This window comes from Pseudomonas sp. zfem001, assembly GCF_032621725.1.
Lineage (GTDB): Bacteria > Pseudomonadota > Gammaproteobacteria > Pseudomonadales > Pseudomonadaceae > Aquipseudomonas > Aquipseudomonas sediminis.
On record NZ_JAVYJI010000006.1, the window covers coordinates 115,056 to 139,752 of the forward strand.

The following is a 24,697-nucleotide window of genomic DNA, read 5'->3' on the forward strand; positions in this document are numbered from 1 at the left end:
GCCGCGAACGTTAACAGGACGATCAGCCGCACAACGTTGGTTTCCTTTGGCTCATTGGTGCTCGCAGACAGTTGTCAGACCCATGAAGGTACACAACTGCTCGAAAGGCATGGGTCGACAGTAATGAAAGCCCTGCATCAACTCGCAGCCCAAGGCGAGCAACTGTCTTGACTGTTTTTCGCTTTCCACTCCTTCGGCCACCAACTCCAGACCCAGAGCCTGGCCCATGCGCACGATGGCTTCGATGATGGCCGCGTCACTGTGGTCAGTGAGCATGTCCCGAACGAAGCTCTGATCGATCTTAAGCACGTCGATGGGTAACTTCTTTAAGTAGGAAAGGCTCGAATAGCCGGTACCGAAATCGTCGATGGCGATGCGTACGCCCATTTCTTTCAAGGCCTCAAGTAGCCGGCGTGCTTGCTCGACGTCGCGTGCGAGCACGCCCTCGGTGATTTCCAGCTCGAGCAGTTCGGGCGGCAGCCCCGTGTCATGGAGCACCTTCTTGATCATGTCGAGGAAGGATTCTTCGCGAAATTGCACCATCGAGATATTGACGCCGACGCAGAGACGCTGGCCCATGTCGAGCAACTGCTTGGCGTCGCTGCAGGCCTTGTGCAGCACCTGCTTGCCGATTGGCACGATCAGCCCGGTCTCTTCGGCCAACGGGATGAACGCCGCTGGCGAGATCAACTCACCCTCGTCTCGGCGCCAGCGAATCAGCGCCTCCATGCCGCAGCTGCGCTCGTCACGGACGTCGAAGCGCAGTTGGTAGAACACCTCGAAGACGCCCGACTCAAGGGCGCTGCGCATATGGCTCTCCAGCAGGTGGCGGGCTCGGGCCTGGCTTTCGATGCTCTGGGAAAAGAAGCGGTAGCGATTTCGGCCTTCCTGCTTGGCCTGGTACATCGCGGCATCGGCCTGACGATAGAGGGCTTCGAGGTCCGTGCCATCGACAGGGAATATGCTGATGCCGACACAGGCGGTGACATCGTAGCGATTGCCGGCGATGCTCATGGGCAAGGCGATGATCTGCAGCAGACGCTCGACATAGTCACTGATGGTCTCCGAGCGCTGTACATCGTTCACCAGAATCACGAATTCATCCCCACCCTGGCGGCTGACGGTGTCCACCTGGCGTGACGTGTCATTCAGGCGTCGGCCGACTTCCTTGAGGATAAGGTCGCCCACGGAGTGCCCCAATGAGTCGTTGATGCCCTTGAAATTGTCCAGGTCGAGCAACAGCAGGGCGAGACTGGCACCGTTGCGCCGGGCCTTCTGCAGCATCTGCTCTGCCCGATCACGCAACAGCATGCGATTGGGCAGGCCGGTAAGTGCATCGAAGTAGGCCAGACGCTTGGCCTCGGTGCGCAGATTGAGGTGGGCGCGGACGTGGGCTCGGGCTACCGGGATGCTTAGCGGCTTCTGGATGAAATCGATGCCGCCTTGATCCAGCGCCTGGATTTCGTTCTCCGTCTGCGTATGGGCGCTCACGAAAAGAATCGCTGCATCGCACAGCTTGGCGTCGGCCTTGATCAGGCGGCATAGCTCGAAGCCGCTCATGCCGGGCATCTCGATATCTAGCAGTACCACGTCGGGCCTGCAGAACCGCGCCACTTCCAGCGCCATGCGACCATCGTTGGCAATATGCACCTGTGCCAGCTCGCCAACGGCCTCCTGCAAAATCCTGACGTCGGTGGGTTGATCGTCGACGATCAGAACCACGGGCGTGGGATCGAATCGATTTTCATACATCACTGCACCCCGGAAATCCCCTTTCCCGGAGGTGAGATTAGCCCAGCTGCGCCAGAGTGGCGGTCGTCTCGATTACCTTTATGTCAGATCCTCGAAAGATGTCGCCGGCGCCGCGGTCGCCAGGAGTCGCTCGGGGAGCGGAACGACCTCGTCGCAAGCTGCTGCCGTTTCGCAGGAAACGGCAGCAGCCTGTGCTCATCCTTGCGGTTGTGCGTCTTCAAGTACTTTGCGGTAGGCATCGGCTTCGTCCTGGGACGGGAAAATACCGACCAGCTCTCCATTCTGAATCACATCCCAGGCCACCAACCCCATGGCACGGGCTTCACGGGAAAGATGTTCGCTGTCACGTTCGTGCACGATCACGTTCATGCTTGTCTCCTCGTAATACGAATGCGGCTAAATGTCGCAGTTCGTTTATACGCCTCGTTAGCAAGCTTATTAAACCGGGGATTTTGCAAAGGACTGTTCCTTTAATGCAACGAACGGCGTGATTTTCGTTTGGTCGTTTCCTCTCCGGGACGTTTTGAATTATCTTGAAATATTTGGCGGTGATCTGGCACCGAAACACTGTTACCGGTCACCCTGAATTACTGACGCCCATACTGCTGGCGATACTGCGCAGGTGTCAGCCCGGTCAGTGCCTTGAACATGCGCCGCAGATTGGCCGGGCTGCTGAAACCCAGTTCAGCGCTCAAGGTACTTAGCGGCGACGAGGTCATGGCCAGGCGTTCGCTGAGTTGGTAGAGCTTGATGCGCCGCGCATAGCTCGCCACTGGCTCTCCGGTTTGCGCGCTTACCTTGCGCGCCAGGGTGCGTTCGGACATCGCCAATTGCTCGGCCAGCGCCTGCACCGTCAGTTGCTCGGCAGGCGTTTGCTCGATCAGTGCATGCAGGCGGCGTAATAGGCCCACGGGCTGCTGCATCAGGCTGGCGCCCTGAAACGCACTGTGCGGGACGGCCGGACGGGGCAGCACCATCAGCTGACTGATGTCTCTGAAGGACTGCTCACTGAGGTGTCGCTCGATCACTCCCTGAGCGATGGGCAAGTAGCCGTTCACCCCGGATGCAGTGGCTACGCCCACGGCGAACACGCAACTGCTTTCGCTCTGCCAGCGCACCCGCGCGAAGCGTTCACGCATCGCATCCGCCAGCCACCAGGTCACCGTTGCCGCCTGGCCGTTCAAGCGGCCGCTGGCCGCAAGCAGGCCAACGCCGGTGCAGTAACTCCATAGCTGCACGCGTTTACCGACGGACGACAGCGCTTTGATCAGCGCGACATTGTCAGCCAGCACTGCCTCTGCCTGCTCCGCCGACTCGGCCCAGAAGCCCGGAATCAGCAAAGCATCGAATTCACGCGGATCGAGCGCGGCGCTCGCCTGCAGGCTCATCCCATGGGCGCATGCCACTGGCCCGGCACGCTGGGCGATATAGCGAGCCTCGAACAGTTGTCGTCCACTTCGGCGATTGGCCGCGTGCAGCAGGTCGGCGAAGGCGAACAGCCCGGCCGGCATGCAATCGGGATACAGCAGCAAACCAACGCGCATGAGTGGATGGCCTGAAATGAATCGAAGATGTCCAATACTGCCATTATTGCCCTGAAGCCGGATAGGCAGCATGGGCCCCTCAGAACTCGAGGGCTTTTCATGAAGATTCAGCAGCTGCGTAACGCCACCATCATCGTCGAGTTCGGCCAGCACCGCGTTCTGGTCGACCCCATGTTGGCTCGCCAAGGCGCCTTGCCACCGCTGCGGTTGTTCGGCGCCCGTCAGCGTAATCCGCTGGTCGAGCTGCCAGTCAGTGCTCGCACCGACTTGGAGTCGGTCACCCACTGCCTGATCACTCATTGCCAGAAAGGCCATTTCGATCATCTGGATCGTGCAGGCGTGAGATGGCTGCGCGAACGCAAGATTCCGGTGATCTGCACGCCACATGATGTGGACTACCTGGCGCAGCGCGGCCTGAACGTCCGGCCGCTATTGCCGGAACATGAATTCCCCGGTCCGTTTCTCGGCGGGCTTATCCGCACCATCCGCTGCACCCATGGCCGGGGTCTGGTGGGGCGCCTGATGGAGCACGGTGTGGGTTTTCTGATCGAGATACCGGGCGAGCCAAGCCTTTATCTGGCCGGCGATACCCTGCTCACCGACGAGGTGCGCGCCTGTGTACGCGAGCACCGTCCAGCCATCAGCGTGGTACCGGCAGGTGGGGCGCGTTTCGACCTGGGTAGCGACATCATCATGGGTGTCGACGAGGTGATCGAGTTCGCCCGCTTGAGTGGCAAGGTAGTCATTGCCAATCACCTGGAAGCCATCAGCCACTGCCCGGTCAGCCGTGTGGGCTTGGCCGAGGCCGCTGCCCGTGCGCAGGTCGAGTTGCTGATACCGCAGGATGGTGAGGTGCTGGAGTTTTGAACTCGCCAGGCCGCGTTTGTGCAGTCGCCAGGCCAGCAAGTGATTAGTCCGTTTTCATCTGCTGGACAATTCTTGCCGTATCCCTGCCCGGTGATACGCCGAACTCGCGGGTGTATTCCCGGCCAAATTGGGTCGGGCTCTCGTAGCCCACCTCATGCGCTGCGGCGGTCACGCTACGACCAGCTGTAAGCAGGAGTGTGCGTGCTTGCAGCAGGCGGATCTGCTTTTGGTATTGCAGTGGGCTGAGCGCAGTGACGCTTTTGAAGTGTCGGTGGAAGGCCGACACGCTCATGGCGGAGCGTGCGGCCAGTTCGTGTATACGCAGCGGCTGGGCGTAGTCCTGGCGGATTCGCTGAATCGCCGTATTGATCCGAGCCAGTGCGCTATCGGGAGAGACGATGTCGTGCAACATCCAGCCCATCGGTCCCTGCAGCACGCGATAGAGAATCTCGCGTTCGTAGGCTGGGGCGAGTGCAGCGATTTCTTCTGGACGTTGCATCAGACGCAGCATGCGCACCCAGGCGTCCAGTAATTCGCGGGTTACCTTGGCAACGGAGAAGGCCTTGTGCTCCTGGTCTCGCCTGAGAGGATCAGGCAGATCGTACAGCAGGTCGGCAATGACCTTGGCATCGAGTGACAGGGCGACTGCCAGATAAGGCGCGCCGGATTCATCGGCATGTACGCGCCCCGCAGCGGGTAGGTCTACAGACATCACAAAATAGGTAGCGGGGTCGTAGTGCAGCGTCTTGCCGCCAATGGATATCGACTTGCTGCCGCGCAGTATCAGGTTGACCATGGGGTCGTAGACCGCTGCCAACTGGTGCTCGGGTATTTCGCCCTGAACCATGGCTACGCGCGGAATACCCGTATCAGTGCGTCGATTCTCGGCGTGAGCGGTAAGTTGGCGTAGTTCTTCGAGCTGATCATTCATGCCGCCATTTGAGCCTGGCTTGATTGTATTCACAAGACAAAAGCAGAAATAGGCTGGAATCTGCCAGTAATGGTTGGGTGCTATCCGAGCCAGTTCCCTATCGTTTGCGCATCCAAACGAGGGAGCTATCGAGATGAACACAGTCGTCATTACAGGTGGAAGTCGAGGCATCGGTGCCAGCACGGCAATCGAATGCGCCCGTCGCGGCCTGGGTGTGATCCTGACTTACAACGGACACCCACAGCGTGCTGCCGATGTTGTTGAGCAGATACAGGCTGAAGGTGGCAGCGCTGTGGCGTTGAAACTCGACGTCAGTGCGATGGACAGCTTTCAGGCATTTCGCGATGAGGTGGTGGGTGTCCTGGCCCGCAAGTTTCAAGCAGGTGAACTGGTGGGGTTGGTCAACAACGCCGGCTATGGACTGTTCAACCCTATCGAGAGCGTCACCCAGGCGCAATTCGACGGCCTGCTGAACGTGCATCTGAAGGGACCATTTTTCTTGACGCAAACCCTGCTGCCTTTGCTGCAGGAGGGGGCAAGCATCGTCAACGTCACCAGTGCAACCACCCGCGTGGCGACAGTAGGCGTCGCGCCTTATGCCGCCTTCAAGGCAGGGCTGGAGGTGCTCACGCGCTATATGGCCAAAGAGTTCGGTGAACGCCGCATTCGCGTCAACGCCGTTTCCCCGGGGCCTGTGCGTACTGAATTGGGCGGTGGAATGAACGCAGAGTTCGAGGCCTTGCTCGCGGGTCAGACAGCCCTGGGACGCATCGGCGAACCTGAGGAGGTCGCACGTGTTATCGCCATGTTGCTGACAGCCGACGGCGCTTGGATCAATGGCCAGTCCATCGAAGTGGCTGGCGGTTACATCATCTGAACGGAGTGGCGAAATGCTCGATCATATTTTTCTTTCGGTGAAGGACGTCGATGCTGCGGTGTGGTTCTACTCACAGGTACTGGCTCCGCTCGGTATCCGTAACCGGCTCGATTACGACGGTAAGAGCGGCCCGTCTGGGCATCCTGATCTCAAGGGCTTCGGTGCAGATGGGCGAATGTTTTTCTGGCTGCGCGAGGGCGCGGTCGACAACCGGGCCGTGCATGTCGGTTTCGTTGCTGATAGCCGGGATGCTGTCGATGCTGCATACGCTGCCGCGTTGGCCGCAGGCGCCAAGGACGCCGGCGCGCCTGGTGCTCGACTGCACTACGACCCTCGCTACTACGCCGCCAATGTCCGTGATCTGGATGGCTATAGCCTGGAGTTCGTCTACAAGAGTTGGCAACACGGGCATTGATCGAGAGAGGCGCACAAATGATCGCTGGGATCGAGCGGCGCTAGAAAATCCATGAAGGAGGACGTATCGATGAGCATTCTTGACCATGTCGAACTCGCCGTGAGGGATGCTGCGGCGTCCTGTCGATTCTACGAACTTGCCCTGGCTCCCTTAGGTATGAAGAGAATCATCACCGTAGGCCCCGAACGCACTCGCACCGGTGGAACCAGGCATGGGCTCGGTGTGGATGGCTACCCTTGCCTCTGGCTTCACGATAAGGAAGAGCCAGGCAAAGGCAGCCACATCGCTTTTAAGGTCGACGAGCGAGCACTGGTCGATGCCTTTCATCGCGAGGCGCTGAGGGCAGGTGGTCGTGATAACGGTGTACCTGGCATCAGGCACCGCTATCACGATCATTACTACGCCGCTTATGTCTTAGACCCCGACGGTATCAACGTCGAGGTCGTTTGCCAGAAACCTGAATAGACGTACTGCTCGGTTGTCCTTCAGCTCGCCTGTCGCCGCGCCATCCAGCGCCGATATTGGCGAGTGCGGAAGATGTCTTTCACCTGCTGCGTCACCAGTGCCCACAGTGGGGATACGCCGGGCTGGGAGTCCCGGCCCTGGCTAAGCTGGTGCAACTGGTACTTGACCACTGCCATGTTCGCCAGCGAGGCCAGTACCTTGTTATTCCAGGTGATTGGCGGCAACTGAGGGGCACTGCCAAGGCCGAGCTGCCAGTCGCGTGGCAGGTTCGGGGCGATTGCCAGAGCCGTGCCGATGCCGACCATCTCGATGCCGCTATCCATCACCTGCTGTGCAACCGGTGCACGGCGGATGCCACCGGTGACCATGATCGGCATGCTCGCCACGGCGCGAATCTCACGGGCGAATTCCAGAAAGTAGGCTTCGCGCGCCAAGGTGCGGCCGTCGCGAGCCTGGCCCTGCATGGCTGGCGCCTCGTAGCTACCGCCGGACAACTCGACCAGATCTACGCCCTGGCCGTCGAGCAGGCGCACCACCTGCTGCGCGTCCTCGGCGCAGAAGCCGCCGCGCTGGAAGTCCGCCGAGTTGAGCTTGACTGCCACGGCGAAGCTCGGCGACACCACCGCGCGCACCGCCTTGACGATCTCCAGCAGCAGGCGCGCACGGTTCTCCAGCGAGCCACCCCACTGGTCACTGCGCTGATTGCTCAGCGGAGACAGAAACTGGCTGAGCAGATAGCCATGCGCAGCGTGGATTTCCACCCCGGTAAAGCCGGCCTGCTCGCCCAACTGCGCGGCGCGAGCGAAGCGTTCGATCACTTCTTCAATAACCGCCGGAGTCATTTCCTGCGGCGTGGCGAAACGCTTGGACAGATTGCCCAGCTCCAGCGCTACGGCCGAAGGCGCCCAGGTCGGCTGGCCCAGGTTGGCTTGCATCTGCCGGCCGGGATGGTTGATCTGCAGCCAGAATTGCGCGCCTCGAGCACGGCCGACGCGTGCCCAACGCTCGAAGCGGGCCAGTGGCGCGTCGTCTTCCAGTACCACGCCGCCGGGGCCGGTCATGGCGCGGCTATCGACCATCACGTTGCCGCTGATCAGCAGACCCGCTCCACCCTCGGCCCAGGCCTGGTAGAGGCGCAACAGGCGCTCGGACGGCGCGTGGTCGGTGTCGGCCATGTTCTCTTCCATCGCCGCCTTGGCGAGGCGATTGGGAAGGGTCGAGCCGCTGGGCAGGACAAGGGGATCGAACAGGTTCATGGGCGCTTTCTCGACTAAAGGTGCAGCGACCTTAACTTTAAAGTTCACTTTAATGTCAATGGGTTTCGCATGCGACGATTAAGCGTGGCCTTGCTACCAAGGCTTTTCGTAGGAGCCAGCGTGCTGGCGATGCTCTGTGCTTTCGGGCAGATCGCCGGCAAGCCGGCTCCTACGGATATGGCGAGCACTTGCTCATTTCTTCACGCGCTTTGCTGTCTCGCTCGGCTCGCCCAGGTTCATCTTCGACAGCACTCGCTTGGCGTTGCTGGCGCAGTCGAGGTCGTCCGGTTTGCTTTCAATTTCATCGATCAGAGCCAGCAGGTGCGTCTTGCTCTGCGCCAGGCGCTGTTCCAGTGCCTCGATGTCTTTCACTTTTGCTTGCAGGGTGTCGAGCAGCTTGCCGTGTTGCCATTGCGTCAGATCCTGCGGCAGCAGGGTGCGCAGTTCATCCAGGCTGAAGCCGGCTTGCTGAGCCGTGGTGATCAGATTGAGCACCAGCACGGCTTGTTCCGGGTAGCTGCGATAGCCGTTGGCCTGGCGCTCCACCAGCTTGAGCAGGCCGATGCTTTCGTAGAAGCGGATGCGTGAGGCTGCAAGGCCGGTGCGCTGCGCCAGTTCGCCGATTTTCATCCAGACAGTGCTCCTCTCGCAGCAAGTGACCCTGAAACAATGCGTCACTTTAGCCACCGGGCCTGCCCACGCAACACCTTATCGCTCCGGCAAGGGTGTTGCGTGTTCGCCCTGTCACGAGCGCCTGGCGACTCAATGACCCGCTGAAACACCTTGGTCGATGGCCATGTCGGCACCAGTGATCGAGCGTGCACCAGGCTGGCAGAGGAAGAACGCCAGCTCCGCCACTTCCTCCGGTTGGATGAAACGCGCTTGCTCGCCCTGCGGGTACTTCGCCAGCAGCTCGCGGTAGTAAGCGTTCGGGTCGCCATTGCCGTAACGCTCGGCCTGGAATTTGAGCATGGGTGTGTCGATATCGCCGGGCGAAACCGCATTGCAACGCACGCCGTAGGGCGCCAAGTCCAGAGCCAGCGCCTTGGTCAGTAGGGTGAGGCCGCCCTTGCTGGCGCAATAGGCGGCCGCATTCGGGTTGCCCTGGCGCCCTGCATCGCTGGAGATATTGACGATGGCGCCGCGCGTTTCACGCAAGTGCGGGATAGCCGCCGCGCAGATGAAGAAACTGGCCTTGAGGTTGACGTCCAGCACCAGGTCGAAATCCTCCTCGCTGAAGGATTCCACCGGCCCCTCGCGCCACACGCCTGCCGCATTGATCACCGCATCGAGCTGCCCGGCCGCTTCGATTGCCGCACTTACCACCGCGCTGCAGGCAGCAGGTGTACGAATGTCCGCTGCCAGGCTGCCGACGAGCGCGTGACGTTTGCTCAGTTCGGCCAGGCCAGCGGCGTTGGCATCGGTGGCGAACACCTGCCAGCCGCCGGCCAGAAAACGTGCGACCAGCGCACTGCCTACACCACCGGCCGCGCCAGTGATCAGTAACACAGGGTCCACCGTTGATTTCGACTTCATGGCGCCTTGTTCTCGATCAGGCAATTGCCGCCGTCGACCACCAGGGTTTCGCCGGTTATGTAACTGGCTTCAGGCGACGCGAGGAAGGCTACGGCAGAGGCGACCTCATCAGGGCGTCCTGCGCGACCTACCGGCACATAGGCCGCGGCGCGCTGCTCTTGCTGTGTGCTCGATCCGGTGGCAATCCAGCCCGGCGCCACGGTGTTGACCGTGATGCCGTGACGGGCAACCTCCAGTGCCAGCCCCATGTTCAAGCCCACCATGCCGGCCTTGGCTGCGCTGTAGGCCGCTTCGCCCGGGTTGCCGCCCCGCGTGCCGGTGGTGGAGCCGATATGAATGACCCGGCCGTGACCGCGTGCCTGCATGCCGGGCAGCAGCGCACGGGTGAGGAGGAAGGCACTTGTCAGGTTGCGTGCGATCGACAGGTTCCACATCTCCAGGCTCATGCTGGAGACCTCCGCGAACGGCTCGGGACTGCCTTGCATGGCCATGCCGGCATTGTTGACCAGAATGTCGACACGTCCCCACAGCCCTTCGGCCCATGCGGCGAACGCCTGCACACCCGCTTCATCGGTGAGATCGACTGCTTTGCCCTTTGCTTCGTAACCTTCGGCGCGCAGCTCGGCGACGCGTTGTTCGATGCGCGCACTGCTGGCTGTGACGATCAGCTTTGCCCCGGCCGCGCCCAGACGCCTGGCGATGGCCATGCCGATGCCGTGTTCGCTACCCGCGCCGCTGACCAGCGCGACCTGATCTTTCCAACTCTGAGCCATGACTTCGTTCCTCTTGCTGTTGCAGACAAGTGGAAGTTAGGTTGGTTTATCTGATAAACAAAGACGATCGTTATCAGGAAAACTGACAATAGCCATGGTGTTCACCAGCGAAACCCTGCACGTTTTTCTTGCCGTACTCGATGCGGGCTCGTTTTCTGCCGCTGCTCGCCGGCTGGGCCGTGTGCCTTCGGCCGTGAGTATGGTGATTGCCCAGCTCGAGGCGGAGCTGGACCTGGAGTTGTTTGACCGCAGCACGCGCAAGGCGCTACCCACCGAGGCAGCGTTGGCCCTGGAGCCACAGGCGCGCCAGGTTGTCAGCCAGCTCAACAGGCTCGATGCCCAGGCGCTGCAACTGCATCAGGGCCTGGAAAAGCGCCTGATCATCGCCATGGCTCCGGAACTGCAGACCGGCATGTGGAGCCAGCCGCTGGTCGACCTGGCGGAGGAATTCCCCTTGCTGGAGATTGAGGTGCGTTCCGCGTCACAGGCCGAGGCCGTGCGCCTGATACACGAGGGCAGCGCTCACCTGGCGCTGGTGTTCGAGCGCCCCGGCATCGATGAGCGCGAACACTTTCTCGAGGCTGGCAGCCAGTTGCTGGTGGCGGTGGCCGCGCCGGACTATCTGAAGGAGCTGGATGGGCGGAGGATGAACGATGCACGGCAGATCGTCGTCGCCGCAGGTTCGCCTTCGGCGACCGATCCACAGGTGATCCTCTCGCACCGGGTGTGGCTTACCGATAGCCACCTGGCCACCTTGAATCTGGTGCAGGCAGGGCTCGGCTGGGCGTACCTGCCTGTGCCCCTGGTCACTACGCTGATTGCCTCGGGCAGCTTGCAGGAAGTGAAGTTCGACAACATGGCCAGCCAGTTGCGGCTCTGGGTCGATATCGTCTGGAACAGTGGCCGGCCACTTGGATTGGGTGCCCGACGTTACCTTGAGCTGATACGGGAGCGGATACAGGCGCAGCCGCCCCGAGGTTAGAACCAACAGACAAGTGCTCGCGGCGATACGAGCATTTGTCTGATCACATGGTGTACTGCTTGGCGGTCAGATCGTCTGCCCGCCGGATACCTCGATGCGTTGAGCATTGACCCAGCGATTCTCCTCACCGAGCAGGCTGGCGATCATCGGGCCGATATCGTCCGGCACGCCCACCCGGCCAAGCGCTGTCATATCCGCGAACACCTTGTTCAGGTCCGGCATGTCGCGTACGGCGCCGCCGAGAAAATCCGTCTCGATCGCGCCGGGGGCCACGGTATTGACTGCGATACCCCGGCTGCCCAGTTCCTTGGCCAGGTAGACGCTCAGCACCTCGACCGCCCCTTTGACGGCCGAGTAGGCCGCAAAGCCCGGGTAGGCGATGCGTGTCAGCCCAGAAGAGATATTGACGATACGAGCGCCGTCGGCCATCAGCGGCAGCAGCGCCTGGGTGAGGAAGAACACCCCTTTGAAGTGTACGTTCACCAGTGCGTCGAACTGCGCCTCGGAGGTCTCGGCAATCGAAGCCATGTCCCCGTGCCCGGCGTTGTTGACCAGATGATCGAAACTGTCGCGCTGCCAGGTGTCGCGTAGCGCCTGGCGCAGACGCTCCACGAAGGCAGGGAAGGTGGTGACGTTGCCGGCATCGAGTTGCAGCGCGACGGCTTTGCGCCCCAGTGCTTCGACTTCGGCGACCACGGCCAGCGCGGCATCGGCCTGGCTGTGATAGGTGACGACGACATCGCTACCCTGGCGAGCGATATTCAGGGCGGTATTACGGCCGAGGCCACGGCTGGAGCCAGTTACGATGGCGATCTTGGTCATGGTAAAAACCTCTGTGTGGTGAAGGGGTTTTCATTGTGTGGCCGTGGGGTAACCCCGTCCTTACCGAAACCTCGACGCTTTTTGCCTATTTCTCCAAGGGTGAACAACGTGCCCATGACCCGTCTCAGGAAGCATTGATGAGCACAACGCTGCTGGAGGTCGTTCGCGGCTATCTGGATCAACATGCCGATGCCAATGGCCTTGCCCAAACGCCCATTCCAGGGCTGACCATTATCCGTACGCTCCAGCCCAGCGGGCTGGATTACGCGATTACCCGGCCTCTTGCCTGCCTCGTTCTACAGGGCGGCAAGCAGGTCATGATGGGGGCTCGCACGTTCACCTTCAGCGCGGGTGACTCCTTGTTGATCACCGCCGATGTACCGACAGTCAGTCAGATCATCGACGCGAGTCCCGATGTCCCGTACATCTCGCTGGTGATCGACCTCGATCCTGCACTGCTCACCGAGTTGATGGAGGAGATGAAGGCTGCTCCGAGTGCGGACGAGGCGCCGATAAAGATCGAGCCGACCGACAGCGAAGTGGCCGAAGCTGCGCTGCGCCTGATGCGTCTACTGGATCGCCCAGCTTCGGCTGCGGTGCTGCATGCCTCACTGGTGCGTGAACTGCACTATTGGTTGTTGGCCGGGCGTCACGGCTCGGCAATTAGCCGCCTGGGCTGGCCGGACGGCCATGCGCAACGCATCGCGCGGGCAGTGAAGGTGCTGCGCACCGAGTTCACCCGGCCGCTGCCGGTGGAGCACCTGGCGTCCGTGGCCGGCATGAGCACCTCATCCTTTCACCAGCACTTTCGCAATCAGACGTCGCTGACGCCGCTGCAATTCCAGAAACAGCTGCGCTTGATCGAGGCGCGTCGCCTGATGCTGGGGGAGGGCGTCACCGCCAGCAGTGCGGCGTTCGCGGTAGGTTACGAAAGTGTGTCTCAGTTCAGCCGAGAGTATCGTCGGCTGTTCGGACTGCCGCCGGCGAGAGACGCCAGTGTTGCCTGCTGACACGGGGATTCGCCTTGCTCACACCTGCCTCAAGGCAAAATCCGCAGGCTCGAAGCGCTCGCTCGCGTCCATGCGAATCCCCCGCAGGCTGCGCGTCTCCAGATAGGATGCGTACAGAGGTTCGGCAAAGTAGCTGATCAGGATCGAGCGACGCCGCATGCCGAGCCGGTTCAGGCTGCCGGCGTGCACCAGGTCCACATCGAACACCAGGATATCGCCGGCCGCACCCGCAAGCTGCACTGAGCGGGACTCGTCGTTTAAATCAATTGGTGGTTCGCCCGGTTGTGGGCGATGGCTGCTCGGGACGAAGCGGGTGGCGCCGTTGCCCGGGCCATAGTCATCGAAGTAGACCATGGCGTTGGCGATATCGCCGGGGCGCTGCGCCGACAGATCGCGATGCAGTCGCTGATGACCGCCTCCAGCCAGTGGCTCGCGGCCCTCCACCTGCGCGAGGAAGAAACGTTCGCCGATCAACTCGCCGACCACTGCCAGCAGTTGCGGCAGGCGGCACACGGCCTGAATCATGGCATCGTCATCCAGCAGTGAGTGATGCCAATCGGCGCCGCGCGGTACCGGCCACTGATCCGAGGGGGTGATGCCTGCATCGAACACGCTGCACAACCGATCCAGCCACCTGACAGGAACCGCCTGGCGCCGCAACGCATAGCCGTCGTGGTGGAGTTGTGCGCGGTCCGTCATGGCCAGGCTCCCATCATCACATGCATCCCGAAGAAAACAGGTGGAAGCCAAAGAGGCAAGCCTGTTCTTCAATGCATGACTCGCCGTCTGCAAATTCAGCCGCAGGCCATGACCAAGACTGCATACAATAGCGCCTGAACTTTCCGCGCCATGCACATGGCTGTACCGAACGAGGAACGCCCCATGGCCTCCCCAGACAAACAGAAGAAGCGCGCCCAGCGGGCCAAGACCAAGGCCAAGCAGAACCGCATGGGCAAGCCCAAGGCGCAGGCCAATGTCGTCCACCCGATTCTCGCCAATCCGTTGATCAACGAGCCGTTCGATGATGTCGAGATCGACCTGAGCACCTTCGATTTCAAGGACATCGAGGAAAACGGCTTCGACCCCGCGCACTTCGATGACCTGTTCCAGGCGATGAAAGCCGGCGAGGGCATCAGCCTGCTTGCCCTGTGCCTGATATTCCTGCAATACCCGGTGCTGGAACTGGTGGTCGCCGAGGAGTCGGAAGAGGCCGCGACCGATTTCATGATGGGCCTGCTGATCGTCTACCGTGGCATCTTCCACGATGAAGACGAAGACGCCGCGATCGCCTGGATCGGCAGCGACGCCTTCCAGAGCGCCTATAACGAAGCGTCGCTGATCCTGCAGAAGAAGAACGCCTCACGCTGAGCGCCCCTCGTTTGCTCTCTCGGCCCTGTATCGCTCAGGGCCAGTCGCTAACCACTCATCCCGGCCCGCTGGCGTGTTGCATTGCGGCTGCCTAGCAGTGCCGGTAGTTCGAGCAGCAAGGCCAGCAGCACTGCGCCAATCGCGACCGTGAACAGCAGGCGATAGTCCTCCTGACTGGCGGAGAACAGCGCCGAATAGGCATAACCGGCCAGCGCCTGGAAGGTGGCGAAGGAGATGGTGGCGCGGCTCCAGGTGGCGTTCTGCCGGGCATGGCCCTCCACCAGTTGATGCACGCGCGCCAACGCCAGCGGCACGATGCCGGGTGGGAAGGAGCCGATCACCAACACGGCGGCGCCGAGCACATGCAGGTCACGACTTTCCACCAGTACGGCAAGGGCCATGGCCTGTATCAGCAGGACCAGGCGTATCGCGGCGCGGGCACCCAGGTGGTCGGCCAGGTAACCGTATACCACCGGGCCGACGATGGCACCGACGCCATACAGCGTCCAGATCAACGCACCGCTGTGGCTCCCTGCGCCCAGGCCGCGACTGATGTAATCGACCAGAAACATCATCGGCGCCACCAGGCTGGTCGCCATCAGCGCGTACTGCGCGAACAACAAACGCACGCCACCTGTGCTCTGCGCTGGCGCATGCGGGTTGGTGGGTTGCGGAGCGTGGGCTAGGTCGTCTGGCCAGCCGCGCCAACTGCTCAGCGTCAGCAGCAGGGCGACCACGGCCAGGCCGATCCAGGTGGTTGCCAGGCCTTGAGCCAGCAGTACCGGCACCAGTGTGCCGGAGCCGGCGATGCCCAGGCCCAGACCGAGAAAGATCGCGCCGCTGGCCAGCCCGCGTCGACCTGCTGCGACATGCGGCAGGATGCTGCTGGCGGCCAGCACCATGATCACGCCACCGGCAATGCCCGATAGCAAACGCCAGGAGAAGAACCAGGCCACCGACAGCGGCCAGGCGCAGGCGAGAAACGCCAGGCTGACCAGTAGCATCATCGCCCGCAATACGCTGGCGCTGGAATGACGCGCGGCCAGCGGCCGGCCGATCAGCGCACCGATGAGATAGCCGGCCAGATTGGCGGCGCCCAGGTAGACCACTGCCGAGGCGGAAAACCAGTGCGCCTCGATCAGCGATGGGATCAACGGGGTGTAGGCGAAGCGGGCCAGGCCGATGCCCACCAGGCTGGCGCACAGGCCAGCCCAGATCGGCATCCACAGCGAGCCCTGTGTGTGGCTGTTCATGATCGTCCCCTGAGCGTCCGGCGGACGCCATCGAATGAGATGGCACGATCATAGGAGGCTTGACTGAAGAAATAACGCAGCGATATTAACGTTCACTAATGCAAAAATGCATCAGAGAGAGCCTGCGATGAACTGGGACGATGCCCGCGTATTTCTTGCCCTGTGCCGTGAACAGACCTTGCGCGGTGCGGCTCGTGTGCTGGCCGTGGATCAGGCCACGGTCGGTCGCCGGCTCGCCTCGCTGGAGCAGTCCCTCGATGCCACCCTGTTTCTGCGCACGTCAGCCGGCTACAGCCTGACCAGTGCGGGAGAGCAGGCGATGAGGGCGGCGCAGGACATGGAGGCGGCGGCAGCCGATCTGCAGCGCCGCATTCTCGGCATGGACGAGCGTATGAGCGGTGAAGTGCGCATCACTACAACCGACTCCTTCGCCGTCGACTTCATCATGCCGGCCATTGCTGCGCTGCGCCTCGAACACCCTGGCATCGAGGTCAAGCTGCATGCTTCAACGCAATTGCTCAACCTCAACAAGCGCGAGGCGGATATCGCCGTGCGCAACCTCAAGCCGGACAACCCCGAACTGATCGTGCGTCGGCTCGCTTGTTGGAGCAGCGCCGCCTTCGCCTCGGCGGACTATGTCGCCGCGCGCGGCATACCCGAGCCGGGCGCTGCCTTCGCCGGGCACGACCTGGTGCTCTATCAGCCCTATCTGGACAGTGGGCGCGAGGTCACACTTGGCGCCGAGCCGATCACCCACGGGCGTATCGCCATGACCTGTACTTCGAGCTTGATGGTGCGCCGCGCACTGGCTGCCGGCATCGGCATTGGCGAGGTGCCGCTGCCCTTGGGTCTGCGCGACGGTCTGGTGCGGCTATGGGCGGATCGCGAACACGCGCCCTATGACATCTGGCTGGTCACCCATCGGGACGTACGCCACACCGCGCGGGCTCGGGCAGTGATCGATGCCATCGTCGCTGCCTTCGGTGCGCTTTGACGACACGCCTCGCGTGCAGGCATCAGCCCTTGAGCGCCGCCTCGATTCTGGCGATGTCGATCTTGCTCATGGTCATCATCGCCTCGAAGGCGCGCTTGGCCGCCGCGCAGGAAAGGGCGCTGTTGCCGGCCTCCAGTACCCAGGCATCAGTGCCACCAGCGACCAGTGCGGCATTACCGGCTGCGTCGGCGGGGCGAGCTTGTCGAACTTTCTGATGCCCTACGCCACCTTGCCGTCTACCTCGGTCGCTGCCGATTCCATCCATTTGATCTGCTCTTCGTCGATGCTGAAGAAGTCCGCTCCCAAGGTAACCTGATCGGCCAGTTGAGCCACCTGATCTGCCCCACCTTTCCCTGTGCGTTGGAGAGTCAGGCGCTGTCGTGGATGAAAAGTTGCCGGGCGCCGGGTCTCTCGAATCTCTACCGTTGGATGAAATACAGCTCGGCTCAACTCACCCAGCGCTGCCGCGCCCAGCCACTCAAGCCATCGACCGCCAGCACCAGCAGCAACATGGCCAGGATCACCGTGGCCGCCTGAGCTTCCTGGAACAGGCTGAGCGACACGTAGAGCATCTGCCCCAGGCCGCCGGCGCCGACGAAGCCGAGCACGCTGGCCATGCGGATGTTGTTCTCCCAGCGGTACAGGGTGTAGGCCACCAGTTGCGGCCAGACGCCGGGCAGGGTGCCGTAGCAGAAGGCGAGCATGCGTCCGCCGCCGCTTTCGCGGATGGCGTCGGCTGGTTCGCGTGGGGTGTTTTCCAGGGCTTCGGCGAACAGGCGGCCGAGTACGCCGGCGGTGTGCAGGGCCAGGGCCAGGGTGCCGGCGTTGGGGCCGAGGCCGGCGGCCAGCACCATCAGCGCCGCCCAAACCAGTTCGGGGATGGCGCGCAGGGCGTTGAGCAGCAGGCGTGTGAGATGCAGGGCGACACCGCCGAAGCGTCCGGCGGCCGGCAGCGCCAGGGCCAGGCCGAGCAGGGCGGCGAGCAGGGTGCCGATGGCGGACATGGCCAGGGTTTCCAGCGCGCCACGGCCGATGGCCTGCAAGTGTGCGGCCGAGAAGTCCGGCTGCAGGAAGCCGCTGGCGTACTTGCCCATCTGCGCCAGGCTGTCGCCGGCGACCAGGGCGCCGAGGTCGATGCCCAGATAGATGAACGAGGCAGCCACCGCGCCGAGAATGGCAGCGAGCAGGACCACATTGCCGGCTCTCATATCAGCCTCGCGCGCAGCAGGCGACTGAACTGGTCGGCCAGCAGTACCAGCAAGAGGAAGGTGAGCAGCATGCTGGCCACTTCACCGCCGGCGAACATGCGCAGCGACAGGTCTATCTGCTGGCCTAACCCACCAGCGCCGACGAAGCCCATCACCACCGAGGCGCGAATGGCGCATTCCCAGCGGTACACGGTGTAGGAGAGCATTTCCCCGGCGGCATTGGGCAGCACGCCGTAGGCGAAGGCGCTCAGGCGGTTGCTGCCGGCACCCAGTAGTGCGCGGGCGGGGCGGGCATCGACCGATTCGAAGATTTCCGCATACACCTTACCCAGCATGCCGGCGTAGGTGATGGCGATGGCCAGCACGCCGGCGGTGGGGCCGAGGCCGACGGCGCGGACGAACAGCAGCGCCCAGACGATTTCCGGCACGCTGCGCAGGAAGATCAGCAGGCCGCGCACCGGCCAGCGCGCCAGGTTCGCCCACCAGGCCGGGCGGCCACCACGGTGCACGGCCGACAGCGACAGCGCACGGCTGGCCAGCAGCGCGGTGGGTATGGCGATCAGCAGCGCCAGGCTCATGCCGGCGGTGGCGATGGCCAGGGTTTCCAAGGTGGCGCGGCCGAGCAGGGTGAGGAATTCGCCATCATGCGCGGGCGGCCAGAAGCCGGCGAGGAAGTTGCCCATGGCGCGGGTGTTGTCGCCATCGACCAGCACGGCCAGGTCCAGCTCGCTCAGGCTCAGGCCAGGCCACAGCAACAGTAGCGCCAGTACGGTGATCAGCAGGCGCGGCAGGGCGGCGGGGTCGCGTGGGACGGTGTTCAGCATCGCGGTATGTGTGTCGGTTGCGGCGACACGGGCGAACTGGGCGTGGCCTGCAGTTGCTCGTTGGCGTACAGGGCTTGCAGCTGGGCGGGCTGCACCTGCTCGGTCGGCAGGTCGAAGGCAATGCGTCCGTCGCGAATACCGATCACCCGAGGGAAGTGCGCCAGGGCCAGATCGACGGCATGCAGGCTGGCCAGCAGGGTCATGCCACGTTCGGCAGCCTCGCGGTTGAGTACGGCCAGGGTGTGGCCGGCCAGTACCGGGTCCATGGCCGAGACCGGTTCGTCGGCGAGAATCAATTCGGGCGCCTGGTACAGCACGCGAGCGATGCCGACGCGCTGCAACTGACCGCCGGAAAGCTGATCGCAACGCTGGTAGAGCTGGTCGGCGATGTCCAGCCGCGCCAGGGCGGCCTGGGCGCCGCTGACATCCAGCGGATGCAGCAGGTTGAGCAGGCCTTTGACCACTGACCACTGGCCAAGCTTGCCGGCCAGCACGGCGGTGACCACGCGCTGGCGCGGCGGCAGCGGCGGTGCCTGGTGGATCAGCCCGATACGTGCACGCAGGCGTTGGCGCTGGCGGGAAGCCAGGCGCCAGGGGTTGTGCTGCAGCAGGTCGAGCTCGCCGCGCGTGGGTTGCAGGCTGGTGGCCAGCAGGCGCAGCAGGGTGGTCTTGCCGGCGCCCGAGGGGCCGATGATTGCCACTCGTTCACCAGGGCTGACCTCGAGATCGATATTTTCCAGCGCGACCTTGCCGTTGGCGTGGGCCAGGCCCACGCCACGCAGGGCGATGCTCACTTCAATAGGCCAGCGGCGCGAGCGGCTTCTTCAATGCCTTCGTAGTTCTCGGGCGTGGTTTCGATAAAGCGGCTGGCAGCCTGCAGGTCGAGAATCGCCTTCTGCTCCGGCTTGGCCGGGTCGAGGGCGAGGAAGGCGGTCTTGATCTTCTCCTGCAGCGCCGGGTCGAGGTTGCCGCGCACCGTCCAGTTGTAGTCGTAGTAGGTGGGGGTGGTGGCGAAGACCTTGACCTTGTCGGTATCGATCTTCTTGGCGTCCACCAGCTTCTGCCACACCGAGGCGTTGAGCACGCCGGCGTCGGCCTTGCCGGCCTGGACCCAGGCTGCAGTAGCGTCGTGAGCACCGGAGTAGGCCACGCGGCTGAAGAAGTCTTCCGGCTTGATGCCGTCCTGCAGCATGAAGTAGCGCGGCATCAGGCTGCCGGAGGTGGAGGACACGGAGCCGAAGGCGAAGGTCTTGCCCTTGAGATCCTGCAGGGATTTGACCGCCGGATCGGCAGTGATGAACTTGCTGGTGAACTCGGCATCCTGCTCGCGCTGCACCAGCGGCACAGCGTTGCCCGTTTTCAGGCGCGCCTGCACGAAAGTGAAACCGCCCAGCCAGGCCATGTCGATACGGTCGGCGGCCAGTGCTTCGACCACCGCGGCGTAGTCAGCCACCGGCACGAACTCAACCTTCATGCCCAGTTCCCGTTCCAGGTAGGCACCCAACGGTTTGAACTTGCGCAGCAGCTCGGTGGGCGCCTCGTCAGGGATGGCCGAAACCTTGAGAACGTCGGCGGCGACAACGGAAAAGGACAGGGTCAAGCCGGCGGCCAGGGCCAGGATATGTTTGAACATGAAGATTCTCCGGTTCAATGGCGGAAAAGGTTCGCAGTGGCGCAGGTGCGCCTGCTGAGGGTAGTCGAGACGCGGGCGATTATAGGGGCGAGCTGGTTAAAGAACAGCTTTGCTAGAATCCGCGCCTTGTTTCCGATTTGCCGAGAGCGATGCCATGAGCGAGCCGATCCGATTGACCCAGTACAGCCACGGTGCAGGTTGCGGCTGCAAGATTTCTCCCAAGGTGCTGGACGTGATCCTGGCGGGCAGCGGCGCGCAGAACCTCGATCCACGGCTGTGGGTCGGCAATGCCTCGCGCGACGACGCTGCGGTCTATGCGCTCGATGAAGAGCGCGGCGTAGTTTCCACGACTGATTTCTTCATGCCCATCGTCGATGACCCCTTCGACTTCGGCCGCATCGCCGCCACTAACGCCATCAGCGACATCTACGCCATGGGCGGCGAGCCGCTGATGGCCATCGCCATTCTCGGCTGGCCGGTCAACGTTCTTGCTCCGGAGGTCGCCCGCGAGGTGATCCGCGGCGGCCGCGCGGTCTGCGATGCGGCTGGCATACCGCTGGCAGGTGGCCACTCGATCGATGCGCCAGAGCCAATCTTCGGACTGGCGGTGACTGGCGTAGTGGATAAACGACACATGAAACGCAATGACACGGCCTCGGCTGGCTGCAAGCTGTATCTGACCAAGCCGCTGGGCATCGGTATCCTGACTACCGCCGAGAAGAAGGCCAAGCTGCGCGAGCAGGATGTGGGGCTGGCGCGAGACTGGATGTGCACCCTGAACAAGCCGGGTAGTCGTTTCGGCAAGCTCGCCGGGGTGCAGGCGATGACCGACGTAACCGGTTTTGGCCTGCTCGGCCACTTGGTGGAGATGGCCGAAGGCGCCGGGCTGACTGCCCAGTTGGACTATGCGAGCGTGCCATGCCTGCCAGGCGTCGAGCATTACCTGGCCGAGGGCTGCGTACCGGGCGGTACGCTGCGCAACTTCGACAGCTATGGTGAGAAGATCGCGCCGATCAGCGAAGTGCAACGCAACCTGCTGTGTGATCCACAGACCAGTGGCGGTTTGCTGGTGGCAGTGGCCCCTGAGGGCGAGGCGCAGTTTTTGTCCGTGGCGGCCGAGCATGGCCTGGATCTTGCGCCCATTGGCCGGATGATCGAGCGACAGCGTTACGCGGTAGAGGTGGCCTGATGCGCGACAACACCGCCGACTATCGCGAGCTTTTTCTCAATGACGCGCCGATGATGGATATGCGTGCTCCGGTGGAGTACACCAAGGGCGCCTTCCTCAATAGCACCAGTCTGCCGCTGATGACCGATATCGAGCGGCAAAAGGTCGGCACCTGCTACAAGCAGAAGGGTCAGCAGGCCGCCATCGAGTTGGGCCACCAGCTGGTTTCCGGCAAGGTCAAAGCGCAACGGATCGAGGCATGGGCCGCCTTCGCGAATGCCCATCCTGATGGCTACCTGTACTGTTTTCGCGGTGGTTTGCGCTCGCAGATCGTCCAGCAGTGGCTGAAGGATGCAGGCATCGATTATCCGAGGGTGATCGGTGGCTACAAGGCGATGCGTACGTTCCTGATCGAAACGCTGGAACAGGCCGTGGCCGAGTGCGATTTCGTCATCGTCGGTGGCATGACCGGCACCGGCAAGACCGAAGTGGTGGCGCGCCTGGCCAATAGTATCGATCTTGAAGGGCACGCCAACCATCGGGGCTCCAGCTTTGGCAAGCGCGCCACCAGCCAGCCCTCGCAGATCGATTTCGAAAACCGCCTGGCGGTAGATCTGCTCAAGCGCCGTGCCCGCGGCCAACAGCAGTTCGTGCTGGAGGACGAGAGCCGTCTGATTGGCACCTGCTCGTTGCCCCGGCCACTGCATCTGGGGATGCAGCAATACCCGATGGTCTGGCTCGAGGACAGTTTCGAGAAACGTGTCGAGCGTATTCTTGGTGATTATGTGATCGATCTGGCGGCCGAGTTTCTCGCCGTACATGGCCAGGAGCAGGGCTTCGAGCGCTTCGCCGAACGCCTGTTGCAGAGCCTGGACAACATCCAGCGGCGCCTGGGTGGCGAGCGTCATGCACGTCTGCGCGGCCTGATGCAGGAAGCGCTGGACGCGCAGCGCAGCACGGGGTCGGTCGAGCTGCATCGGGGCTGGATCGAAAGCCTGTTGAGGGAGTACTACGACCCCATGTATGCCTATCAGCGCGACAGCAAGGCCTCGCGGGTGGAATTCAGTGGCGATGCCGATGCGCTCGTCGATTATCTGGCCGAGCGTTCAATGAATCGCTGACGCGGCTTGCCGAATATGTCTAACCGCATTTCAAGAATGGAGTTTTAGATGAGCACCTCCCTGCCCGCCATCGCCTTCGCTGGTATTGGCCTGATGGGCCTGCCGATGACCCGCCGCCTGCTTGCTGCCGGCTACCCGCTGACCCTCTGGAATCGCACGCCGGACAAATGCACGTCGCTGCTCGAGCAGGGTGCGCATCGTGTGGAGAACCCCGCCGATCTGTGCCGCGATGCCAATGTGGTGATGCTGTGCCTGGCCAATACCGAGGTGGTACGCGAGGTGGTGTTCGGTCCGGGTGGGATCGTCGAAGGGGCAAGGCCGGGGCAATTGCTCGTGGATTTCTCCAGCCTGGAGCCGGCTGCTACCCGTGAGATGGCCGCTGAGCTGGAAGCGCGCACCGGTATGCGCTGGGTGGATGCGCCGGTTTCCGGCGGTACGCCAGGGGCCGAGGCCGGCACCTTGGCGATCATGGCCGGTGGTCGCGAAGAAGACGTGGAGCGCGTGCGCCCGATTCTCGCGCACCTGGGCCAGCGCCTGACGCGCATGGGCGAGGTGGGCGCGGGGCAGGTGACCAAGGTATGCAACCAGATGATCGTCGCCTGTAACGCCCTGGTGATCGCCGAAGTGGTGGCGTTGGCCGAGCGCTCCGGCGTCGATGCCAGCCTGATCGCTCCAGCACTGGCCGGTGGTTTCGCCGACTCCAAACCGCTGCAGATTCTGGCGCCGCAGATGGCTGCCAGCCAGTTCGAACCGATCAAGTGGCACGTGCGCACGCTGCTCAAGGACCTCGATACGGCGGTCAAATTATCCCGCGAGCAGGGCAGCGCCACGCCCATGAGCGGCTTGGCGGCACAGTTGATGCGCCTGCACGGCAGCCAGGGCAATCTGGAGCGCGACCCGGCCACCCTGGTGGAAATGTTGCGGGAGCAATGCCCATGAAGATCGCTGCCAACCTGTCCATGCTGTTCACCGAGCTGCCACTGCGCGAGCGTGTACTGGCGGCGATGACGGCGGGTTTCGAGGGTGTGGAAATTCAGTTCCCCTACGAATTGCCAGCGGTCGCCCTGAAAGAGGTGCTGGAGTTGACCGCGTTGCCGTTGGTGCTGATCAACGTGCCGGCGGGCGATCTGATGACCGGCGGTCCCGGTCTGGCCAGCGTGCCGGCGCGACAGGTGGAGTTCGACACCGCGCTGCAGGAGGCGCTGACCTACGCCGCCATGGTGCGCCCGGCCTGCATCAACGTGCTGCCCGGCCGCCTGGCTGAAGGCGTGAGCCGCGAGCAGGCGCTGGATTGCCTGGCCACCAACCTGCGCAAGAGCGCCGAGGCTTTCGCGGCGTTGGGCATTCGCGTGCTGGTGGAGGCGATCAACCCCATCGACATGCCAGGTTTCCTGATCAATACGCCGGAGGATCTGGATACGCTGCTGCGCGCGGTGGATCACCCGAATCTGGCGGCGCAGTACGACCTCTACCACATGGCGCGCCAGGGAATCGATGTGGCGGCAGGCATGCGCCTGCTGGCTGGGCGCATCGGCCATGTGCAGTTCGCCGATGTGCCGGGGCGTGGTGCGCCGGGTACGGGGGAATTGGCCTTTCCGGCGCTGCTGGGCGCGTTACGTGACAGTGGTTACAGCGGTTGGCTGGGCGCCGAGTACAAACCGGGCGAGGTGGGCACGCAGGCCAGCCTCGGCTGGTTGGCGCAGTGGCAGCAGCGTACGTAGGGGTGCGCTGTGCGCACCGCGATTCGCATGGTTGTCGGCTGGATCGGTAATCGGTAATCGGTGTTTGGCACGGTGCGCATGGCGCACCCTAAGGCGTATCGACGTATCGACGTATCGACGTATCGGCGTATCGCGGTTCGGGTAGGGTGCGCCGCGCGCACCGGATGTTTGCCTCCA

The 24,697-nt window shown here is 62.9% G+C and carries 27 protein-coding genes and 1 pseudogene; 12 read left to right on the forward strand and 16 right to left on the reverse strand.

Annotation, left to right across the window (positions count from 1 at the left end):
• Positions 1 to 51: 51 nt before the first annotated feature.
• The 3 genes from RTH74_RS19035 to RTH74_RS19045 all read right to left on the reverse strand — a co-directional run bounded on the left by RTH74_RS19035 (position 52) and on the right by RTH74_RS19045 (position 3,296).
• Positions 52 to 1,752, reverse strand: a complete 1,701-nt coding sequence (locus RTH74_RS19035) for an EAL domain-containing protein (protein WP_316915677.1) — start codon at positions 1,750 to 1,752, stop codon at positions 52 to 54.
• A gap of 195 nt (positions 1,753 to 1,947) precedes the next feature.
• Positions 1,948 to 2,121: a hypothetical protein gene (locus RTH74_RS19040; RefSeq protein ID WP_166432418.1), complete on the reverse strand. Its 174-nt coding sequence runs from the start codon at positions 2,119 to 2,121 to the stop codon at positions 1,948 to 1,950.
• A 218-nt stretch (positions 2,122 to 2,339) separates the two neighbouring features.
• Positions 2,340 to 3,296 carry a helix-turn-helix domain-containing protein gene (locus RTH74_RS19045; protein ID WP_316915678.1) on the reverse strand — a complete coding sequence of 319 codons (957 nt, stop codon included), beginning with the start codon at positions 3,294 to 3,296 and terminating at the stop codon, positions 2,340 to 2,342.
• Between the two features lie 99 nt (positions 3,297 to 3,395).
• On the opposite strand from RTH74_RS19045, the gene RTH74_RS19050 reads away from it, so the two are divergent.
• On the forward strand, positions 3,396 to 4,163 hold the full coding sequence (locus RTH74_RS19050) for an MBL fold metallo-hydrolase (protein ID WP_099525633.1): 768 nt from the start codon (positions 3,396 to 3,398) through the stop codon (positions 4,161 to 4,163).
• A 43-nt stretch (positions 4,164 to 4,206) separates the two neighbouring features.
• Here RTH74_RS19050 and RTH74_RS19055 read toward each other — a convergent pair whose 3' ends face one another.
• On the reverse strand, positions 4,207 to 5,094 hold the full coding sequence (locus RTH74_RS19055; RefSeq protein WP_099525632.1) for an AraC family transcriptional regulator: 888 nt from the start codon (positions 5,092 to 5,094) through the stop codon (positions 4,207 to 4,209).
• Positions 5,095 to 5,227: 133 nt separating this feature from the next.
• Between RTH74_RS19055 and RTH74_RS19060 the strand changes: the two genes are divergently transcribed.
• From RTH74_RS19060 to RTH74_RS19070, 3 genes are all read left to right on the forward strand, one after another.
• Positions 5,228 to 5,971 (forward strand): SDR family NAD(P)-dependent oxidoreductase, encoded by a 744-nt coding sequence (locus tag RTH74_RS19060; RefSeq protein WP_099525631.1) that lies wholly within the window; start codon positions 5,228 to 5,230, stop codon positions 5,969 to 5,971.
• Between the two features lie 13 nt (positions 5,972 to 5,984).
• Entirely contained in the window at positions 5,985 to 6,386 is a 402-nt protein-coding gene (locus RTH74_RS19065; protein WP_099525630.1) for a VOC family protein, read from the forward strand.
• A 69-nt stretch (positions 6,387 to 6,455) separates the two neighbouring features.
• Positions 6,456 to 6,851, forward strand: coding sequence for a VOC family protein (locus tag RTH74_RS19070; protein WP_316915679.1), 396 nt, complete (start codon positions 6,456 to 6,458; stop codon positions 6,849 to 6,851).
• Between the two features lie 20 nt (positions 6,852 to 6,871).
• Here RTH74_RS19070 and RTH74_RS19075 read toward each other — a convergent pair whose 3' ends face one another.
• The 4 genes from RTH74_RS19075 to RTH74_RS19090 form a co-directional block, all read right to left on the reverse strand.
• Positions 6,872 to 8,107, reverse strand: a complete 1,236-nt coding sequence (locus RTH74_RS19075; RefSeq protein ID WP_316915680.1) for an NADH:flavin oxidoreductase/NADH oxidase family protein — start codon at positions 8,105 to 8,107, stop codon at positions 6,872 to 6,874.
• 192 nt (positions 8,108 to 8,299) lie between these two features.
• Positions 8,300 to 8,737: a MerR family transcriptional regulator gene (locus tag RTH74_RS19080; RefSeq protein WP_316915681.1), complete on the reverse strand. Its 438-nt coding sequence runs from the start codon at positions 8,735 to 8,737 to the stop codon at positions 8,300 to 8,302.
• Positions 8,738 to 8,869: 132 nt separating this feature from the next.
• On the reverse strand, positions 8,870 to 9,643 hold the full coding sequence (locus RTH74_RS19085) for an SDR family oxidoreductase (RefSeq protein WP_316915682.1): 774 nt from the start codon (positions 9,641 to 9,643) through the stop codon (positions 8,870 to 8,872).
• The gene (locus RTH74_RS19090) at positions 9,640 to 10,416 is read right to left on the reverse strand and encodes an SDR family oxidoreductase (protein WP_316915683.1); all 777 of its coding nucleotides are present in this window, start codon (positions 10,414 to 10,416) and stop codon (positions 9,640 to 9,642) included. Before RTH74_RS19090 ends, RTH74_RS19085 begins: the two co-directional genes overlap by 4 nt.
• A gap of 94 nt (positions 10,417 to 10,510) precedes the next feature.
• Between RTH74_RS19090 and RTH74_RS19095 the strand changes: the two genes are divergently transcribed.
• A complete protein-coding gene (locus RTH74_RS19095) occupies positions 10,511 to 11,398 on the forward strand; it encodes a LysR family transcriptional regulator (protein ID WP_316915684.1) in 888 nt (295 codons plus the stop codon).
• Between the two features lie 66 nt (positions 11,399 to 11,464).
• On the opposite strand, the gene RTH74_RS19100 is transcribed toward RTH74_RS19095, so the two are convergent.
• Positions 11,465 to 12,220, reverse strand: coding sequence for an SDR family oxidoreductase (locus RTH74_RS19100; RefSeq protein ID WP_316915685.1), 756 nt, complete (start codon positions 12,218 to 12,220; stop codon positions 11,465 to 11,467).
• Positions 12,221 to 12,357: 137 nt separating this feature from the next.
• On the opposite strand from RTH74_RS19100, the gene RTH74_RS19105 reads away from it, so the two are divergent.
• Entirely contained in the window at positions 12,358 to 13,230 is an 873-nt protein-coding gene (locus RTH74_RS19105; RefSeq protein ID WP_316915686.1) for an AraC family transcriptional regulator, read from the forward strand.
• 18 nt (positions 13,231 to 13,248) lie between these two features.
• On the opposite strand, the gene RTH74_RS19110 is transcribed toward RTH74_RS19105, so the two are convergent.
• Entirely contained in the window at positions 13,249 to 13,929 is a 681-nt protein-coding gene (locus RTH74_RS19110) for a phytanoyl-CoA dioxygenase family protein (RefSeq protein WP_316915687.1), read from the reverse strand.
• 183 nt (positions 13,930 to 14,112) lie between these two features.
• Here RTH74_RS19110 and RTH74_RS19115 point away from each other — a divergent pair, with 183 nt between their 5' ends.
• Positions 14,113 to 14,598, forward strand: coding sequence for a hypothetical protein (locus RTH74_RS19115; protein WP_106734525.1), 486 nt, complete (start codon positions 14,113 to 14,115; stop codon positions 14,596 to 14,598).
• Between the two features lie 47 nt (positions 14,599 to 14,645).
• On the opposite strand, the gene RTH74_RS19120 is transcribed toward RTH74_RS19115, so the two are convergent.
• Entirely contained in the window at positions 14,646 to 15,851 is a 1,206-nt protein-coding gene (locus tag RTH74_RS19120) for a YbfB/YjiJ family MFS transporter (RefSeq protein ID WP_316915688.1), read from the reverse strand.
• A gap of 127 nt (positions 15,852 to 15,978) precedes the next feature.
• Here RTH74_RS19120 and RTH74_RS19125 point away from each other — a divergent pair, with 127 nt between their 5' ends.
• Positions 15,979 to 16,845 (forward strand): LysR family transcriptional regulator, encoded by an 867-nt coding sequence (locus RTH74_RS19125; protein WP_316915689.1) that lies wholly within the window; start codon positions 15,979 to 15,981, stop codon positions 16,843 to 16,845.
• A gap of 22 nt (positions 16,846 to 16,867) precedes the next feature.
• On the opposite strand, the pseudogene RTH74_RS19130 reads toward RTH74_RS19125, so the two are convergent.
• From RTH74_RS19130 to RTH74_RS19150, 5 genes and pseudogenes are all read right to left on the reverse strand, one after another.
• Positions 16,868 to 16,951, reverse strand: a pseudogene (locus tag RTH74_RS19130) (VOC family protein); the annotation flags it as partial.
• Positions 16,952 to 17,291: 340 nt separating this feature from the next.
• Positions 17,292 to 18,053, reverse strand: coding sequence for a phosphonate ABC transporter, permease protein PhnE (phnE, locus tag RTH74_RS19135; protein ID WP_316915690.1), 762 nt, complete (start codon positions 18,051 to 18,053; stop codon positions 17,292 to 17,294).
• The gene (locus RTH74_RS19140; protein WP_316915691.1) at positions 18,050 to 18,877 is read right to left on the reverse strand and encodes an ABC transporter permease; all 828 of its coding nucleotides are present in this window, start codon (positions 18,875 to 18,877) and stop codon (positions 18,050 to 18,052) included. Before RTH74_RS19140 ends, phnE begins: the two co-directional genes overlap by 4 nt.
• The gene (locus RTH74_RS19145) at positions 18,871 to 19,671 is read right to left on the reverse strand and encodes a phosphonate ABC transporter ATP-binding protein (RefSeq protein ID WP_179544343.1); all 801 of its coding nucleotides are present in this window, start codon (positions 19,669 to 19,671) and stop codon (positions 18,871 to 18,873) included. The genes RTH74_RS19140 and RTH74_RS19145 overlap by 7 nt, the downstream gene beginning before the upstream one ends.
• Positions 19,668 to 20,510, reverse strand: a complete 843-nt coding sequence (locus RTH74_RS19150) for a putative selenate ABC transporter substrate-binding protein (protein ID WP_316915692.1) — start codon at positions 20,508 to 20,510, stop codon at positions 19,668 to 19,670. Before RTH74_RS19150 ends, RTH74_RS19145 begins: the two co-directional genes overlap by 4 nt.
• A gap of 154 nt (positions 20,511 to 20,664) precedes the next feature.
• On the opposite strand from RTH74_RS19150, the gene selD reads away from it, so the two are divergent.
• The 4 genes from selD to RTH74_RS19170 are packed head-to-tail and all read left to right on the forward strand — an operon-like array spanning position 20,665 to position 24,520.
• Entirely contained in the window at positions 20,665 to 21,699 is a 1,035-nt protein-coding gene (gene selD / locus RTH74_RS19155; protein ID WP_099525603.1) for a selenide, water dikinase SelD, read from the forward strand.
• Positions 21,699 to 22,799: a tRNA 2-selenouridine(34) synthase MnmH gene (mnmH, locus tag RTH74_RS19160; RefSeq protein ID WP_316915693.1), complete on the forward strand. Its 1,101-nt coding sequence runs from the start codon at positions 21,699 to 21,701 to the stop codon at positions 22,797 to 22,799. The genes selD and mnmH overlap by 1 nt, the downstream gene beginning before the upstream one ends.
• 48 nt (positions 22,800 to 22,847) lie before the next feature.
• Complete coding sequence (locus tag RTH74_RS19165; RefSeq protein ID WP_316915694.1) at positions 22,848 to 23,738, forward strand: NAD(P)-dependent oxidoreductase; 891 nt, start codon at positions 22,848 to 22,850, stop codon at positions 23,736 to 23,738.
• Complete coding sequence (locus RTH74_RS19170; RefSeq protein ID WP_316915695.1) at positions 23,735 to 24,520, forward strand: TIM barrel protein; 786 nt, start codon at positions 23,735 to 23,737, stop codon at positions 24,518 to 24,520. Before RTH74_RS19165 ends, RTH74_RS19170 begins: the two co-directional genes overlap by 4 nt.
• Positions 24,521 to 24,697: the final 177 nt, after the last annotated feature.